Annotated in this window: 19 protein-coding genes and 1 other annotated feature; of the genes, 2 read left to right on the top strand and 17 right to left on the bottom strand. The window is 39.5% G+C overall.

Translation table 11 applies throughout. The features are described 5' to 3' along the window. Positions 1–106: 106 nt before the first annotated feature. Genes nadA through nadB form a run of 3 tightly spaced genes read right to left on the bottom strand, consistent with a single transcriptional unit; the run spans position 107 to position 3,638 of the window. Positions 107–1,207 (bottom strand): quinolinate synthase NadA, encoded by a 1,101-nt coding sequence (gene nadA, locus ACFX4N_RS20980; protein ID WP_055992468.1) that lies wholly within the window; start codon positions 1,205–1,207, stop codon positions 107–109. Beyond that, entirely contained in the window at positions 1,164–2,057 is an 894-nt protein-coding gene (gene nadC, locus ACFX4N_RS20975) for a carboxylating nicotinate-nucleotide diphosphorylase (RefSeq protein ID WP_377262353.1), read from the bottom strand. The genes nadA and nadC overlap by 44 nt, the downstream gene beginning before the upstream one ends. A gap of 36 nt (positions 2,058–2,093) precedes the next feature. Further along, a complete protein-coding gene (nadB, locus tag ACFX4N_RS20970; RefSeq protein ID WP_013059329.1) occupies positions 2,094–3,638 on the bottom strand; it encodes an L-aspartate oxidase in 1,545 nt (514 codons plus the stop codon). Positions 3,639–3,727: 89 nt separating this feature from the next. Between nadB and ACFX4N_RS20965 the strand changes: the two genes are divergently transcribed. After that, on the top strand, positions 3,728–4,864 hold the full coding sequence (locus tag ACFX4N_RS20965) for an IscS subfamily cysteine desulfurase (protein ID WP_053487747.1): 1,137 nt from the start codon (positions 3,728–3,730) through the stop codon (positions 4,862–4,864). A gap of 15 nt (positions 4,865–4,879) precedes the next feature. After that, complete coding sequence (locus ACFX4N_RS20960) at positions 4,880–5,425, top strand: transcription repressor NadR (RefSeq protein WP_013059330.1); 546 nt, start codon at positions 4,880–4,882, stop codon at positions 5,423–5,425. Positions 5,426–5,454: 29 nt separating this feature from the next. On the opposite strand, the gene pheA is transcribed toward ACFX4N_RS20960, so the two are convergent. The 14 genes from pheA to mreC form a co-directional block, all read right to left on the bottom strand. Beyond that, the gene (gene pheA, locus ACFX4N_RS20955; RefSeq protein ID WP_301264577.1) at positions 5,455–6,327 is read right to left on the bottom strand and encodes a prephenate dehydratase; all 873 of its coding nucleotides are present in this window, start codon (positions 6,325–6,327) and stop codon (positions 5,455–5,457) included. A 28-nt stretch (positions 6,328–6,355) separates the two neighbouring features. Continuing rightward, on the bottom strand, positions 6,356–6,805 hold the full coding sequence (locus ACFX4N_RS20950) for an ACT domain-containing protein (protein ID WP_013059332.1): 450 nt from the start codon (positions 6,803–6,805) through the stop codon (positions 6,356–6,358). Positions 6,806–6,838: 33 nt separating this feature from the next. Further along, positions 6,839–8,125, bottom strand: coding sequence for a GTPase ObgE (gene obgE / locus ACFX4N_RS20945; protein WP_301264578.1), 1,287 nt, complete (start codon positions 8,123–8,125; stop codon positions 6,839–6,841). A gap of 51 nt (positions 8,126–8,176) precedes the next feature. Then, positions 8,177–8,713: a Spo0B C-terminal domain-containing protein gene (locus ACFX4N_RS20940; RefSeq protein ID WP_029320103.1), complete on the bottom strand. Its 537-nt coding sequence runs from the start codon at positions 8,711–8,713 to the stop codon at positions 8,177–8,179. Positions 8,714–8,884: 171 nt separating this feature from the next. Next, positions 8,885–9,178 carry a 50S ribosomal protein L27 gene (gene rpmA, locus ACFX4N_RS20935; protein WP_013059335.1) on the bottom strand — a complete coding sequence of 98 codons (294 nt, stop codon included), beginning with the start codon at positions 9,176–9,178 and terminating at the stop codon, positions 8,885–8,887. A gap of 16 nt (positions 9,179–9,194) precedes the next feature. Beyond that, positions 9,195–9,527, bottom strand: a complete 333-nt coding sequence (locus ACFX4N_RS20930; protein ID WP_013059336.1) for a ribosomal-processing cysteine protease Prp — start codon at positions 9,525–9,527, stop codon at positions 9,195–9,197. A gap of 9 nt (positions 9,528–9,536) precedes the next feature. Beyond that, positions 9,537–9,845, bottom strand: a complete 309-nt coding sequence (rplU, locus tag ACFX4N_RS20925; protein WP_013059337.1) for a 50S ribosomal protein L21 — start codon at positions 9,843–9,845, stop codon at positions 9,537–9,539. A gap of 14 nt (positions 9,846–9,859) precedes the next feature. Further along, positions 9,860–9,931 (bottom strand) — a sequence feature (ribosomal protein L21 leader region). A 78-nt stretch (positions 9,932–10,009) separates the two neighbouring features. Continuing rightward, the gene (locus tag ACFX4N_RS20920) at positions 10,010–11,479 is read right to left on the bottom strand and encodes an Rne/Rng family ribonuclease (protein WP_301264579.1); all 1,470 of its coding nucleotides are present in this window, start codon (positions 11,477–11,479) and stop codon (positions 10,010–10,012) included. An 83-nt stretch (positions 11,480–11,562) separates the two neighbouring features. After that, positions 11,563–12,429 (bottom strand): M50 family metallopeptidase, encoded by an 867-nt coding sequence (locus ACFX4N_RS20915; RefSeq protein ID WP_053487751.1) that lies wholly within the window; start codon positions 12,427–12,429, stop codon positions 11,563–11,565. Beyond that, positions 12,422–13,204, bottom strand: a complete 783-nt coding sequence (locus ACFX4N_RS20910) for a M23 family metallopeptidase (protein WP_029320096.1) — start codon at positions 13,202–13,204, stop codon at positions 12,422–12,424. Before ACFX4N_RS20910 ends, ACFX4N_RS20915 begins: the two co-directional genes overlap by 8 nt. Before the next feature lie 120 nt (positions 13,205–13,324). After that, positions 13,325–14,125: a septum site-determining protein MinD gene (gene minD, locus ACFX4N_RS20905; protein WP_013059341.1), complete on the bottom strand. Its 801-nt coding sequence runs from the start codon at positions 14,123–14,125 to the stop codon at positions 13,325–13,327. A 2-nt stretch (positions 14,126–14,127) separates the two neighbouring features. Continuing rightward, positions 14,128–14,811, bottom strand: a complete 684-nt coding sequence (minC, locus tag ACFX4N_RS20900) for a septum site-determining protein MinC (RefSeq protein ID WP_013059342.1) — start codon at positions 14,809–14,811, stop codon at positions 14,128–14,130. Between the two features lie 125 nt (positions 14,812–14,936). Next, entirely contained in the window at positions 14,937–15,455 is a 519-nt protein-coding gene (gene mreD / locus ACFX4N_RS20895; protein WP_013059343.1) for a rod shape-determining protein MreD, read from the bottom strand. After that, a complete protein-coding gene (gene mreC / locus ACFX4N_RS20890) occupies positions 15,455–16,336 on the bottom strand; it encodes a rod shape-determining protein MreC (protein WP_013059344.1) in 882 nt (293 codons plus the stop codon). The genes mreD and mreC overlap by 1 nt, the downstream gene beginning before the upstream one ends. Positions 16,337–16,340 lie beyond the last annotated feature (4 nt).

Below are 16,340 nucleotides of genomic sequence, written 5' to 3'. Positions count from 1 at the left end.
AGTTTGGTTCAAGTTTTTATGATAAAGAAAAAAAGACTTATCAACACAAACAATATGTCAATAAGTCTTCTTTTAGACCTTCTCTTTTTAATTGTCTTAAAAATCTTTATGCTCGTTCTAACATATTCGTTAGCGCTTTGATCGCCCCTTGTGCTGTATGTTTATCCACCTTGATTTGATTCACTTCTGTTCCTTCTTCGATGCTTTCTAAAGCCCACAGCAAGTGAGGCAAATCAATTCGGTTCATCGTCAAACAAGGACACATATAAGGATTAAGCGAAACAATTTCTTTATCCGGATGACTGTTGATAATCCGTTTCACTAAGTTCATTTCCGTGCCAATGGCCCATTTAGAGCCTGAAGGAGCTTTTTCAATTGTATCAATAATATATTTTGTAGAACCTGCATAATCTGATTTTTGCACCACTTCATAAGAACACTCCGGATGAACAATAATATTCATATCAGGCTGCTTCTCGCGTAAATAATCAATATTTTTAACCGTGAAATTTTCGTGCACAGAACAGTGACCTTTCCACAGAATCACCTTGATGTTGTTTATATCCCCTTCATATTCAAGCATTTCTTCAATAGGATTCCAAATGGCCATTTCATCTAGTCCAACACCTAAATCATAAGCAGTGTTTCTGCCTAAATGCTGATCTGGCAAAAAGAGAATGCGCTCTTTTTTAGAAAATGCCCACTCCACCATATTTTTTGCATTTGACGATGTTACTGTTGCACCATCATGTTCGCCTACAAAAGATTTAATTGCAGCTGTAGAGTTCACATACGTAAGCGGAATAATCGTATCTCCGAAAAGATCCTGTAAGACAGGCCATGCCTTTTCTGTTTGCTGAATAGTAGCCATATCAGCCATTGAACAGCCAGCGCGCATATCGGGTAAAATGACTTTTTGATTTTCAGCTGTTAAAATATCAGCTGTTTCTGCCATGAAGTGAACGCCGCAAAACACAATATGCTCAGCTTCTCTATTTTCAGCTGCTATTTGAGCCAGCTGTAAGGAGTCTCCTACCGCATCTGCAAATTCGTACACTTCGTCTTTTTGATAATGATGGCCGAGCAGAAACAATTTGCTTCCGAGCTTTTTCTTGATTTCTAGTACTCTTCTTTTCATTTCATTTTCTGTGAGCTGCGTATATTTAGCGGGCAGCGTTTGCTGCTGAAGCGTTTGTAATAAACTCATGATTTCCTGTTCCCCTTTCTGTTAATAAGTCCAAGCTGATATCGATAGACCCTGCTGAATGCGTTAAAGCTCCAAGTGAAATATAGTCCACTCCGCTGTCTCTAAAAGAATGGAGCGTGCCAAGCTTAATTCCACCGGATGCTTCTGTGACAATATGAGCGGGAACCAGTGGTATCCAATCTTTAATGACTTCTGGAGAACAGTTATCGAACATAATGACATCTGCTCCTGCCTCTATTGCTTCTAGCAATTGACTTTTGTTTTCAATTTCTACTTCCACCTTAACCATATGTCCAACCTGCTCTCTTACTTTCACAACAGCGTCTAGAATAGATCCTGCATGTGCAATATGGTTATCTTTTAACATGACGCCATCGTACAATCCAAAACGATGATTATAACCTCCTCCAGCACGAACAGCATACTTTTCTAACATTCGCATACCAGGCGTTGTTTTTCGCGTGTCACATATGCGCGTATGTGAGCTGCCAAGCAGCGCTACGGCTTTGTGCGTCATCGTGGCAATGCCACTCATTCTTTGAAGTAAGTTTAAGATTACCCGTTCACCGGTCAAAATAGATCGCACGGGTCCTGAAACGGTAGCTATTTTATCGCCAGGCTTAAGAACATCTCCATCTTTTTTCTCGAAATTCACTTTCACGTCAGGGTCTATTAAATGAAATCCTTCTTTAATCAATTCCACTCCTGCGATAATACCTGATTGCTTTGCCGTGAACACAGCTTTCCCTTGGTCAGACGGAGAAAAAATAGCTTCACAGGTTATATCTCCATCTCCAATGTCTTCTATAAAAAAAGACTGCAATAGTTTTTTTAATTTCAACGTGTTCATTGTGCTACCTTCACCTTTCTTTTTAAATTTCCTTGCTTATAAAATCAATGACTGTTTTGTTGAAGCAGTAGACTGCTTAATAATTCGCTTATGCTCCCATTCTTGGTTTTCATGCGGAAAGTCACTTCGGTAATGTCCTCCTCTACTTTCTTTTCTTGCAAGAGAGGACTCTGCAATAAGCAGACCTGCAGTTAGCATATTGCAGATGGTCGCAGCTTCCCTCGAATATATAACTTCTTGATCAAGAGGTATTCCATCCAGATAATTTGTGAATTCATGCACAATAGTAGCCAATTCGTTTTCATGACGAATGATTCCTACACAATCCATCATTTTATGCTGAATTTGTCTTGTGGCAGGCAGTATTTTAGGCATGCCTTTATAGACGTAATGGACGGGGACATAACGAGATACCGTTCTCGCTTTATGTAAAATATGACGCCCTGTCCGTTTTCCAAATACAAGACACTCTAACAATGAATTGCTTGCTAGACGATTTGCTCCATGAACGCCTGTAGAAGAAACTTCCCCCACAGCATACAATCCTTCAACACTTGTTTGTCCGTAACCATCTACTTCAATTCCACCCATTAAAAAATGTGCGCCGGGAGTAACAGGTATTCGTTTTTTGTCCAGTTGAATTTTATACTTTCGACACAGTGCCGTAATCGTAGGAAATTTTCGTTGGAAATGAGCCACTTTTTCAATGTCTAAAAATATGGATCTTCCTTTTTTCATTTCATTAAAAATTGTCCTTGCTACAACATCTCGCGGTGCTAAATCCTTAAAGGGATGAACGCCTTCCATTATGCGTTCATTCCATTCATTTACCAGCACGCCACCTTCCCCTCGAACCGCTTCGGATACTAGACCTTTCGCTTCCTTTTGATACAAAAGCGTCGGATGAAACTGAACAAATTCTAAGTCCGCTAATTTTGCTCCAGCCCTGTACGCAAGCGCTAGCCCATCTCCTGTCGCAAGCGGCTGGTTAGATGTATGCTTGTACAAAGCGCCGATTCCTCCGGTAGCAATAACCGTTTGGCGAGCATGATATATAGTAATTTTGTTGTTTTCACCTTGTCCGATAGCACCTCTGCACGTTCCATCTACAGTTACTAAATGCTGAATCATTTCGTTTTCAATCACTGTAATATATGGCAGTACTTCTTTTTTCAAAAAAGCGAACAGCGCTTGTCCTGTTGCATCGCCACCTGCATGCAGAATACGATTCATACGATGGGCTCCTTCTTTTCCAAAATGCAACGTACCATCTGGATTTTTATCAAACTTCATTCCTTTATGAATCAATTCATTTACTACAGCCGCACCTTCTTCCACTAAAGTGCGTACCGCTTGTTCATTGCAATGCTTATTGCCCGCAACCAACGTATCATAGAGATGTTCACTCCAGTGATCGCTGCTTCCAATAGCAGCTGCTACTCCGCCTTGAGCAAGAACTGAGTTATTGCGGTCAATTTTCCCTTTCGTTACCATTACAACTCTGTTATGACGACACAGTTCATAAGCTGCAGAAAACGCTGCTAATCCGCTTCCAATAATTAAAACATCCGTCTCTAACATTTTACACCTCTTTATTTACATGTGTCTTGACACCTATATTTACATATTATTAAATGAAAGACAAGAAGTTTTTTTATCGGAGGGAGAAAATGATTTATCTGGACTATGCAGCAACAACGCCAATGAGACAAGAAGCAATTGAAGTATATACTGAAGCGGCAACAAGCTATTATGGAAACTCCAGCAGCCTTCACACACTTGGAACACAAGCAGAGAATTTACTTACGCTATGCAGAAAAAAATTAAGCCTGTTAGTAAATTGTCGAGAGGATGATCTTTTTTTTACAAGCGGGGGAACAGAAGCTAATTACTTAGCTATTCATTCTCTTTTAAAAGGAAAAAATGACGAAAGAAAACATATAGTGACAACGAAGCTTGAACATTCTTCGGTTCTTCATACGTTGCAGCAGCTTGAAAAAGAAGGATTTTCCCTATCTTACGTACCTGTAGATCAAAACGGAGTTGTGTCTGTAGACGACTTAAAGAAAGCTATTCGACCTGACACTGTGCTAGTAGCCATTCAGCATATCAATCATGAGCTCGGTACAATTCAGCCAGTTGAGGATATTGGCCATTTTTTATCTAAAAAAGAAATTCTCTTTCACTGTGATTGTGTTCAATCTTTCGGTAAGCTTCCTATTGATGTTAAAAAGCTGAAAGCTGATAGCATCTCAGTCTCTAGTCATAAAATTTACGGACCAAAAGGTGTAGGAATGGTATACATGAATTCAAGTTCTTCTTGGAAGCCTATTTACCATAAAGCAACTCATGAAAAAGGCTTTCGCCCTGGGACTGTAAATACAGCGGGCATTGCTGCCTTTACTGAAGCAGCTGAATGCGCATATGCAGAAATGAAGACCGCCCGAAGCCATTATGAGCGCTTAAAATCGTACTTACTGGAAAACCTAGAGCCTCTTGCTCCTTTTATAGAAGTAGAAGGTCTTGGGAACTCTCATTTTCCTGGAATTATTGGACTGACGTTTTCAAACATACAGGGTCAATATGTTATGTTACAATGTAATCGTCACGGAATTGCTATATCTACGGGAAGTGCCTGTCATGTAAATCAGCAGGAACCATTAGCTTCTCTACTTGCGATTGGGAAATCGACTGCGAATGCTAAGAACTTTGTACGTATTTCATTCAGTCAACATTCAACGTTTAAGCATATTGATCGACTCATATCCGTTTTTCATTTATTACAGCAAGAATTTATGACAGTGTAAAAGGAGGGATTAAAGGTGCCAGGAACTCAAAAGAAAATTCTTGGAGAAGAAAGAAGAGAACTTATTCTACAATGGTTACAAACAGAGAATAAACCAATGACAGGCAGTGAGCTTTCGAAACGAACAAACGTTAGCCGCCAAGTCATTGTACAAGATATTTCACTGCTTAAAGCTAAAAATGAGCCCATTATCGCAACAAGCCAAGGATATATTTATATTCAAAATCCATCTCAAACTACCGTGCATCAGCGAATTATTGCCTGTCAGCATACGCCAGAAGATGCTGAAAAGGAGCTTCTCCTGCTTGTTGACCACGGCGTTCTCGTAAAAGATGTAACCGTTGAACACCCTGTGTATGGTGAATTAACGGCTTCCGTTATGATTCAAACCCGAAAAGAAGTAGAAACGTTCATAGAAAAAATTCAAGAAACAAACGCAACTTATTTATCTCAGCTAACAGATGGGATTCACCTTCATACGATTGAAGCAGATACAATTGAAAAACTGAATGCTGCCTGCTTAGCTCTTGAAGAGGAAGGCTATTTAGTTTCGAATGAATAAAAAGGTGTTATAACAAAAAAAATCCCGCTTTAAAGCGGGATTTCTGTTTCAAGTAGTGTATGGGGATAGCTTCCTAAAAGCTCTACGCTACAGCCTAGTGCCTCAAGTTCAGCCATAGCCCCAGGGATTAATACTTCATCCATTTTTTGTTCAATATCAACGATAAAGAAATAGTTTCCAAGCCCTGTTTTCATAGGACGGGATTCAATTTTAGACAGATTTAGCTTACGCCAGGAGAAGGCTGAAAGCACTTGATGAAGCGCTCCTGCCTGATCAGATGGAAGTGTAATCATTAACGTTGTCTTGCACCCGTTTCCAGCTAAAAATGGCACCTCTTGCCCTCCATCTTTATGCAAAATAACAAATCTTGTTGTATTATGATCATAATCATGAATGTTCGGGCAGGCAATATGTAATCCATATTCATGGGCTGCTAACCCATTCGCAATAGCTCCAATATTAAGCTCAGGGTGTTCGCTTACATACTTCGCAGCAAACGCCGTTGATGTCATCTCTTCTACTGCAGTTGACGTACATTCTCCGTGTAAAAATTTATGACACTGCGCAATTGCATGAGGATGAGAATAAATCGTTTCAATGTTTTTCCACTGTTTTTCACGAGATGGATGAACCATTAAATGCTGACGAATTGGAAGCACAATTTCCCCAACAATCGGCAGACGACGTTCATGTATAAGATAATCAAGTGTTAAATTTACAGATCCTTCAAGTGCATTTTCTAACGGTACAATTCCATACTCAATTTCTCCGTTATCCACTGCATCAATGCATGCTGGAATTGTTTTGTATGGAATATGGTCGTGCTGTTTAAATACGCCTTGGACGGCTACATGTGTAAATGTTGCCTTTGGTCCTAAATATCCTACTTTCCCCACAATCATGCCTCTCCTTATCTATATCTGTTTGCCATTATGCCCCTGAACCAAGCACGTCCACTTTATCTACAAACTCTAAGCTTTTCAGTCTTCGCAGCATTTCATTTAATTCAACATTCATGCTTGCTGTATCTAATGAAAGAGTTACGTTGGCACGCCCTTGTAAAGGGATGGTTTGGTGAATCGTTAACACATTGCATCCCGATGATGCAACGGTGCTCAATAAATGTGATAAAGTTCCTGATCGATCTTCAATATGAAAAAATAGTGAAATAATTCGCTGTTTGACAACCGTCTGAAACGGAAAGACCGTGTCGCGGTACTTATAAAAAGCACTGCGACTCAAGTCTACGGCTTGTACGGCATCTGCTACCGATTCAGCTTTTCCCCGTTCAATTAACAGCTTCGCATCCAATGTTTTTTTCATCGCTTCTGGTAATACATCTTCGCGAACTAAATAAAACTGCTTATCGCTCTTATGCAAGTAAAGCCCCTCCCCTTATCCTATGAACAACAATTAGTCAATAAATTCAAATTCATATTCAAACAGCTTTACAATATCGCCATCTTTTGCTCCTCGTTCACGAAGGGCTTCATCGACGCCCATGCCTCGAAGCTGACGCGCAAATCGACGAACTGATTCTTCACGTGAGAAGTCAGTCATCTTGAATAATTTTTCGATTTTTTCACCGCTTAATACGTATGAGCCATCACTATCACGCGTAATAACAAATTCCACTTCTTTCTTTTCATGCTTGTACAGTACGCGGTGCATAGATAGATCTTCCTCTTCTTGCATTGGGAATTCCGGCGTAGTTTCTACAAGATCAGCTACTGTAAATAACAGTTCGCGGATTCCATCACGTGTTGCTGCAGAAATTGGAAAGACTTTCACTTCGTCTCCTACTTTTTCTTTGAATGCAGCTAGATTCTCTTCAGCTTGCGGGATATCCATTTTATTTGCTACCACTACTTGCGGACGTTCTGTTAAACGCATATTATATTGACGCAGCTCTTCATTAATGGTTAAGTAATCTTCATATGGATTACGGCCTTCTAAACCTGACATATCGATTACATGGACAATAACGCGGGTACGTTCAATGTGACGTAAAAACTGATGACCTAATCCTACCCCTTCATGTGCACCTTCGATTAGCCCTGGTAAATCCGCCATCACAAAACTGCGATTATCTTCTGTTTCAACTACTCCTAAATTCGGATTAATTGTTGTAAAATGATATTCAGCAATTTTTGGCTTTGCAGCAGACGTTACGGATAATAACGTTGACTTTCCAACACTTGGGAAACCAACTAATCCTACATCCGCTAATACTTTTAATTCAAGAATTACATTTCTCTCTTTACCTGGCTCTCCATTTTCTGAAAGCTCCGGTGCTGGATTTGCAGGTGTAGCAAAACGCGTATTCCCACGCCCTCCGCGTCCACCTTTAGCAATCACTGCGCGCTGGCCGTGCTCAACTAAATCAGCAATCGTTTCGTTCGTATCTTCATCTAACACAACCGTACCTGGTGGAACTTTTACAACCATCGGCTCAGCGTTACGTCCATGCTGTCCTTTTGACATTCCATGTTCACCGCGGCTTGCTTTAAAGTGACGCTTATAGCGGAAATCCATCAGCGTACGTAATCCTTCTTCTACTTCAAAGATGACATCTGCACCGTGACCACCGTCACCACCTGCAGGACCTCCTTTTGGTACGTACTTTTCGCGACGAAAGGCAACCATTCCATTTCCTCCGTCGCCACCTTTTACATATACCTTGACCTGATCTACAAACATTTCTTTTTCACTCCGTTCTATATCTTAGCTCCTGCAATAGCAAAAGCGCTGTTAACTTATTGTGAGCATAAGGCTAAATTCATCTTCAGACATATGCTGTTCAACCAATGCAACTCCTTGAGCGCACTCATAACATTGTAGCTTGTTTTGTAGCTTCTGTATATCTGTTAGTATTCCACTAAAGTCAAAAAAGAAACGAATTCCCCGTTCTTCAATGCATACTGAAATACTCAAATAGTTTTCTGCATGATAATCAACATATTTTTCGAGTGCTTCTGTCAAATAGCAACACCAGTTGTATACGAACTCATCGTATTGTGATAAATCCTTCAATTCTCCGAGCACTTCCACATCTAAGCGAACAGCATGGTTATTCCAATGATAGGTCATAACAAAGCCCGCAAACAGTCGCATATTGATGTTTGTTAACTTGGATTCATGTTTGGATTCATTTACAATTTCTTCAATGATTTCATTCGCTCGATCAAGCCGATTCAACGCTAGATTGCCTTTGATTAATTGCAGCTTATTTAACCAATCATGCCGCGCGTATCTTAATACCTCTACGACATCCCATTCTTTTTCCATCTTAGCACTCCTAACTTTGACTCGAGCATAAGTATTTCACAACGCTGACAAACATCTCGTATCAATCTTCTTAGATATGTTCGATTATAACAAATTCCAATGGGTAATAGGTGAAATATTCTACAAAAAGAAAACTCTAACCTACTTGGGTTAGAGTTTTCTTTTTGTATCTTATGCTTCTTGAGCAACAGGGTATACAGATACTTTTTTACGGTCACGACCGAAACGTTCAAATTTAACGATACCGTCGATTTGAGCGAATAAAGTATCATCTCCACCACGACCTACGTTTGCACCTGGGTAAATTTTAGTACCGCGTTGACGGTATAAAATTGAACCACCAGATACGAATTGGCCATCAGCACGTTTAGCACCAAGACGTTTCGAGATTGAATCACGACCGTTTTTAGTACTACCTACTCCTTTTTTAGAAGCGAAGAATTGAAGGTCTAATCTTACTAACATGACATCCACCTCCTGTTTAGTTGTCGTTAATTTTTATATAATTACTGTAATCTAATTCGATCGTTTTCAGTGAAACAACCATACCTTCTAATAGCAATTGAATCTGTTCCAATGTGAACGAATCCACATCTTTTGGAATCTCACAACGGAGATACCCACCATCTCCACCTTGCTCTAAGTGCGGTTCAACCCCACTTATTGAAAAGATAGCATTAATTGTCCCAAATGAAACTGCAGATGCTCCCGCACAAACAAGATCTTTTCCGTGTTCGGAAAAGTCAGCATGTCCACTCATCGTGAACCCGTCAACTTTCTTATTTGCATCACGAGAAATCGTCACCTTAATCATTTGTTATAATTACGCGTTGATAGCGTCGATTACAACTTTTGTGTAAGGTTGACGGTGACCTTGCTTACGACGATAGTTTTTCTTTGCTTTGTATTTAAATACAGTGATCTTTTTAGCGCGACCTTGTTTTTCAACTTTAGCCGTAACTGTTGCACCTTCTACGAAAGGAACACCAACTTTCACGCTGTCGCCACCTACAAATAATACTTTGTCAAAAGTAACTGTTTCGCCTTGTTCACCAGCAAGTTTTTCAACGTAGATTGCTTGACCAGCCTCTACTTTAATTTGCTTACCACCAGTTTCAATAATTGCGTACATTCTCTGCACCTCCTCTAAAAACTAAGACTCGCCATCACAGGTGTTCAAGTGAACTTAAAACCTGTTCTGAGCGGTTGTAGCACAGGTGCTACAAACCAACATATTAAATCTTACTACAAATCAAAGGTTAGTGTCAATTGGAATTCATGTTTTCTTCTAAAATTTTATATAGAAGCAGAGACCCTTTTTTGGATCTGCTCATTCGACCCCAATTGACGCAAAACAAATGCGTTTGTATAATCATCGCTTGGTGTAAGATATATGGTTTTTTTTACCATTTTCTCTAAAGCGTTGAGAAATCCTTGAGCCTTCATTTCATTTATAACATCACTTCGCGTCTCAATCCAAATAGCCTCTTCTTCCGCGCCGCGATGTTCCCAAATTACACGTTCAATTTGAAAAGCAGCCGTTTTGGAATCAATCATTTTACCGGTTCCTTCACATACTTCACAAGGCATAGTTAATGTTGATCCAATACTATTGCGCACTTTCTTCCGCGTTAATTGCAATATGCCAAGCTCTGTAAAGCCAACTATATTCGTCCGCACTTCATCTTGTTCACATAGCTTTTTCATGTATCTTTCTACTTCTGTCCGATCTTCTTTATGAGGCATATTTATAAAATCAATTAAGATCATGCCGCCTAAGTGGCGTAATTGCATCTGTTTGGACAGTTCATACGCAGCTTCCATATTTGTTTGAAGCATTGTCTTTCGAATATTATCTTTTCCTGAAAACTTCCCCGTGTTCACGTCCACGACCGTCATCGCTTCCGTTTCGTCAATAACGATATAGCCTCCGCTTTTGAGCCACACGATTCGCTTTAAAAGCTTCTCTATTTGCCGTTCCAGATCGTAAAAAGAGAAAATATTTTCATTTCCTTTATAGTACTCTATTGACAAGTTAGGGTAGGTAGTTTGAAGATGCTGATATAGGTCGAAGTCATCTACTACTATCCCATCAATTCCTTGTTGAAGTGCAGCTTGCACTCTTGTTTCGAGAAAATCTTGTCCTTTGCTGACTAGGGCAGGAGCTTTCATTCCCTGTGTCTGTCGTTCAAGGCGCTCATATTTTTTCTGTAGCTCTTTTATTTTATGTTGGACCGCGGCTTCTGATTTTTCTGCAATCGCTGTTCGAAATAAAAAGCCTTCCATCCCCTGTTTTAACCGCTCACCAAGCTGTTTCCACTGTTTTCGTTTTGGCTCAGCTATTTTTTTGGATACAGCGACATAGTTTCCGTGCGGTAAATATACAAGCTCATCAGAAGAAAATTCAATGATACCCGTCAGCTTGGGCCCTTTTGTCCCAATGCCTTCTTTTACAACTTGAACCAATACTTTTTCTCCTTCACGAATAAAAGCAGACATCGGCTGCTGATCTTTGTGAGGATTCTCTGACTGCTGATAGGATACAAGTTCATTTCGATGAATAAATCCGTTCATTGATAAACCGATATCGATAAAGGCTGCTTGCATATGCGGCAGTACTTTTACTACTTTACCCCAATATATATCACCAATAATTTGATTCTCGCTTTGTTCTTCTAAATAGATTTTTTCTAGTGCTTTATCGTTTATCACGGCTATACGTTTTGAAGAAGTAGCCGCGTTAATAATACATGCCTTCACATACATTGCCTCACTTTAATCTAAATTCATAGGAAAAAGTTCGGTCAGTGCAACCGAACTTTTTTCATTCTATTCTATGTTACTAGAAATCAGTAAACTGTTACAAGTTCGTCTAGTTGGCTATTTGTTCTTTTTTCTACAAAGTAAGCGTGTAAAAGTTCATTTTCATCAATCTGTACATGCTCGCCTGTTTGAGATGTAGCAATAATCATATGCTTACAACCTCTTTGGAATTTTTGCAGAACTTGATGGAGCGTCTCACTGGTTGATACACTTAACGTTTTTAACGCTCCAATTGGATGCTCTTTGCCATGATATCTCTCCAACAAAAAGCGCATGTAGACAAATTGCCTGCTCTTCCATTCCAAATATCCGGATATAATTAAAAATGAAATAACAATCCATAAGTGCAGCTGAAAAGGATACATAATGACGGCGTAAATAATACCGACAGCTAAAAAAAACGTTGATAACCGGAGCGCGAGCTTATGCGCTTCTAAAAATGGTAAAGACCGACTGCAAATTAAAAAAAGCAGCTTCCCTCCGTCCAATGGCCAAATGGGCAAAAGATTAAACAGTAAAATCACCGTGCATTGAAACATAAATTGCTCATACGTTTCCAAAGACAACACATTTATTTTCATTAATAAGAAAGCAGCTCCAAACATCCAGAGATGCTGAAGAGGTCCACTTATTGTCACAATAAACTCTTCTCGAAATGGACGATTCCCATGTTCATCTACTTCTGCTACTCCCCCAAAAGGTAAGAGCATAATTCTGCGAATCCGCCAAGAAAAACACTGAGCCGCTACGGCGTGGCCCAGTTCATGAATAATTACAATAATAAATAACAAAAAAAGCTGCTTTACCGTAGCCGTTAAGATACCAATTACGAAAACCCCCCAAAACAATGGATGAATGTGGATTTTCATCAATAACGAAAAAGCACTATTCAAATTGAATCACCTGACTAGGATCCACAAACTTATCGCCTTTTTTAATAGCAAAATAGAATGTTCCAGCATCGCCTTTTTTACTGTTTTCCACAATTCCTACTTCTTTGCCTTTATTTACAAAATCATACATACTAACATTGATTTTTTTGAGCTGTCCATACCAAGTTTCGGTTCCATCGGCATGTTGAATAATAACGGTATTCCCAGTATCATCACGTTTTCCTACATACCTTACGATACCTTCACTCATTGCTTCTACAACCGAATCCACTCCTGTTTGAACCGTCACGCCTTGCTTACTTTGAGCAAATGTTTCCGTTACTTTCCCTGAAGCTGGAGTAGCATATTCTCCGCTTACACTTTGCTCCGTTTTGCTAGACTCTTTATTCGGCAATAGCGTTAACGGCTTCCCAAACTTATCTTCGTACCAGGAGGAAACAGCTGCAAACTGAAATTCTTTATCCATTGTTTGTTGAACCACCACTCTGGCCTGTTCAAAAGTAGGAGAAGCGTTCTTGAACATAATCCCTACAATTAACACTAAGCAGGCTGAAGCTAAGATTTTAAATAAAAAGCGTTCTTTTCGAAATAACGGGTGATATTCCTTTGCTGATGGTGTGTATTCAACCGCAGAATAATCCATCGATCCATATTTTTCTTCTTCGCTCATTAAGGACGTATGAAGAGGTTCTTGAGGAAGACGCTTCGTTGTATTTAATTGTTTTCGCTTACGCTCAGCAATTCGTTTACGGATTTCATCAGCACGTCGATTCATGATTCATCATTCTCCTTGTTCTTATCGTATAATCAACTATATGACTTGTCCGTGGAGCTTATGACAGCTTGACTCTACAAAATCACACAAATAAAAAAAGCTTCCTCTATCGGAAGCTTTTTAAGAACGAACACCAAAGAATCGTTTAATACGTGCAAACATTCCCTTATCTTCTTCATCTAACGATTGAAGAGGAACCGTTTCACCTAGAATACGTCTTGCAATATTACGATATGCAATTGATGCTTTGCTTGATGGGTCCATGACAATTGGTTCACCGTTGTTAGAAGCACGAATAACATTTTCATCGTCAGCAACGATTCCAATTAAATCAACAGCCAGAAGCTGAGAAATTTCTTCCACGTCCAGCATGTCTCCATTTTTCATCATATGACTACGGATTCGGTTAATAACCAGTTTTGGAGACTCGATATCCTCTTGCTCCAATAATCCAATAATACGGTCAGCATCACGAACAGCTGAAACTTCCGGTGTTGTCACAACGAGTGCCTTATCAGCGCCAGCTACGGCATTCTTATAGCCTTGTTCAATACCAGCTGGGCAATCAATAACCACATAGTCATAGTCTTGCTTTAACTGAAGAACTAACTCTCTCATTTGTTCTGGTTGAACAGCTGTTTTGTCACTCGTTTGAGCAGCAGGAAGTAAGTACAAACATTCAAAACGCTTGTCCTTAATCAAGGCTTTTTGCGGTTGGCATCGACCTTCTACCACGTCTACAAGATCATAAATAATACGATTTTCAAGCCCCATTACAACATCCAAGTTGCGTAAGCCGATATCAGTGTCTACTAGACACACGCGCTTTCCAGCTAATGCTAGAGCAGTACCTAAATTGGCTGATGTCGTTGTTTTTCCAACTCCACCTTTACCAGACGTAACAACAATAGCCTCTCCCACTGTCAAATTCTCCTTTCTACCCTGGTCAAATTCGGTCTTAGATGCGGTAAAGTTTGCACGCGATCTATCACCATTTGATCATTATCATCTAAGTATGCACATTCCATTATATTCTCTTCCTTCTCACTGCGCTCTTCTTCTGATCGGGTAATGATATCAGCAATGCGCAGCTGTGAAGGTTTCATTAACGATGCAGCAATAACGGCGTTTTTATTGCCTCGATATCCTGCATGAGCAATCCCTTTTAAAGCACCTAATACAAATAAATTTCCTCCAGCTACAACGGTTCCTCCGGGATTTACGTCTCCGACTAGAAGCAAATCGCCTTCTACATGGAGAACCTGTCCTGAACGAACTACCTTTGTAACAGATACTAATTCACTTTCTTCTCTTACTCGGACTGCATCTTGCTTTAAAATAACGTTACTATCAATTTGTTTAACTACTAAATACTGATTTTCTTCTATGAGCGCCTTCAATTCGGTTTCCTGCTCTGTAGTTAAATAACGATTTCCGATTTTGACATACACTGTGACGATCTGATCGGCATCGCCATGCTTATTTGTCAAAAGCTTCGTCTTAAGTTCCGTCAAAAGCTCTGCAAATGAACATGTATCATTGAGATGCAACGTTAATCCATCTTTTGTTCCTTTAATTGTCACATTTTGTTGCTTTTGTTTATTCAAGACGCTCACCTCAACGAATATATAATTTCGACAGAGACTTACTCAATTCCTTTTTTTCGTTTCTTCAATCAGCATTTTTATCCTATCATGAACGAGAAGCGTAATATATGTAATATATGTTCCGATCAGCGTTCATCGATAAATTTAGCGAAATATTGAAAACATCTTTGAAGCGGAAATGCAAAAATGAGTGCAAATATGGCATTTAAAATGATGGTTGCGTAAAATCGCTCTTGCAAGAAGCGACCAATGGTCATATCAGATATATTAATAATGCTATTAATTCCATATACATAAAACTCAATAATGGCTACAGCTAATAGCGACATGCAGATTACGATAAGCGTATTTTGCTGAAAAATCTTCATTAGTTTTGATACGATATAGCATACGGCCGGCAATCCAAGCGCGTATACTCCTAAGACATCCGTAAAGGCAATATCGTACATGAATCCAAGGATTACCCCATATAGCATCGCTTGCTTTGGGTGATAATACACTGACATAAAAGCCAGTACCACTACAACAAAATGAGGCGATAGAATCCAGTCTCGCCATGGTGATGCCATGGCGACAAAATTAACAAAGATACTTTCAAACATAAAAACGACAAGCACGAGAATAGGAAGGACAAACCGCTTCATCAGTTAGCCTCCTCCGCCCCTAAATCGTCTTCAGCAGCGGGCGCACTTCTTTTAGCTACAACTACGTTATCTAAGTCATACAAGTCAGCAGCAGGTTTGATATAAGCTTTTTTCGTTAATCCATATTCATCAGGCTCAATTTTTGTGATAACGCCAATTGGAAGATTGCTAGGGAAAATACCGTCTTCTTGTCCTAGACCAGACGTTACTACTTTTTGCTTTTCTTTAATATCAGCATCAAATGGAATACGACGCATAACAAGCGCCTGTTCTTTATCATCATAGCCTTCAATTAAACCAAACACTTCTTTTTTAGCCTGAATTTTAGCAGATACACGGTTTGTACGATCTGATGAACTAATTAACTGCACAGTAGATGTGAACTTAGATGCATGCTTCACTTTACCAATCAGCCCTTCAGGAGTCATAACAGCCATATTTTCCTGCACATTATGAACCGTCCCTTTATCAATGGCAATTACCTCATGCCAACGGTCTGGATTACGAGCAATAACTGTTGCTTCGATTGGGTTGTATTGACTTAAATCCGTTTTTTTGTCGAGCTGTGCTCTTAATTTTTTATTTTCTTGCTGCAAAGCGTTGGCTTTCGTTTCTAATTGCATGCGTTCGTCTAAACGGGCTTTTAATACCTCGTTTTCTTCGTATGTACGCTTTAAGTCACCTACATTCTGAAAGAAACCCGCTACAAATTGTGCGGGTTCATTAAAGGTAGCCTGAACAAGACCAACCGTATCTTTGACAAACTGTTCAGGCCACGTTACATTTTTACGACCATTTAACGAAAAACCAATCAATGCCACTAATACAATAATACTGACTAATAAAATAACTAAACGTTTATTTAAGAAAAATTGTGGCACGATC

This window comes from Priestia sp. YIM B13551 (genome assembly GCF_042787905.1).
GTDB lineage: Bacteria > Bacillota > Bacilli > Bacillales > Bacillaceae_H > Priestia.
Note: the sequence above shows the minus strand (reverse complement) of the source record. Positions and strands in the feature narration are given on the sequence as shown.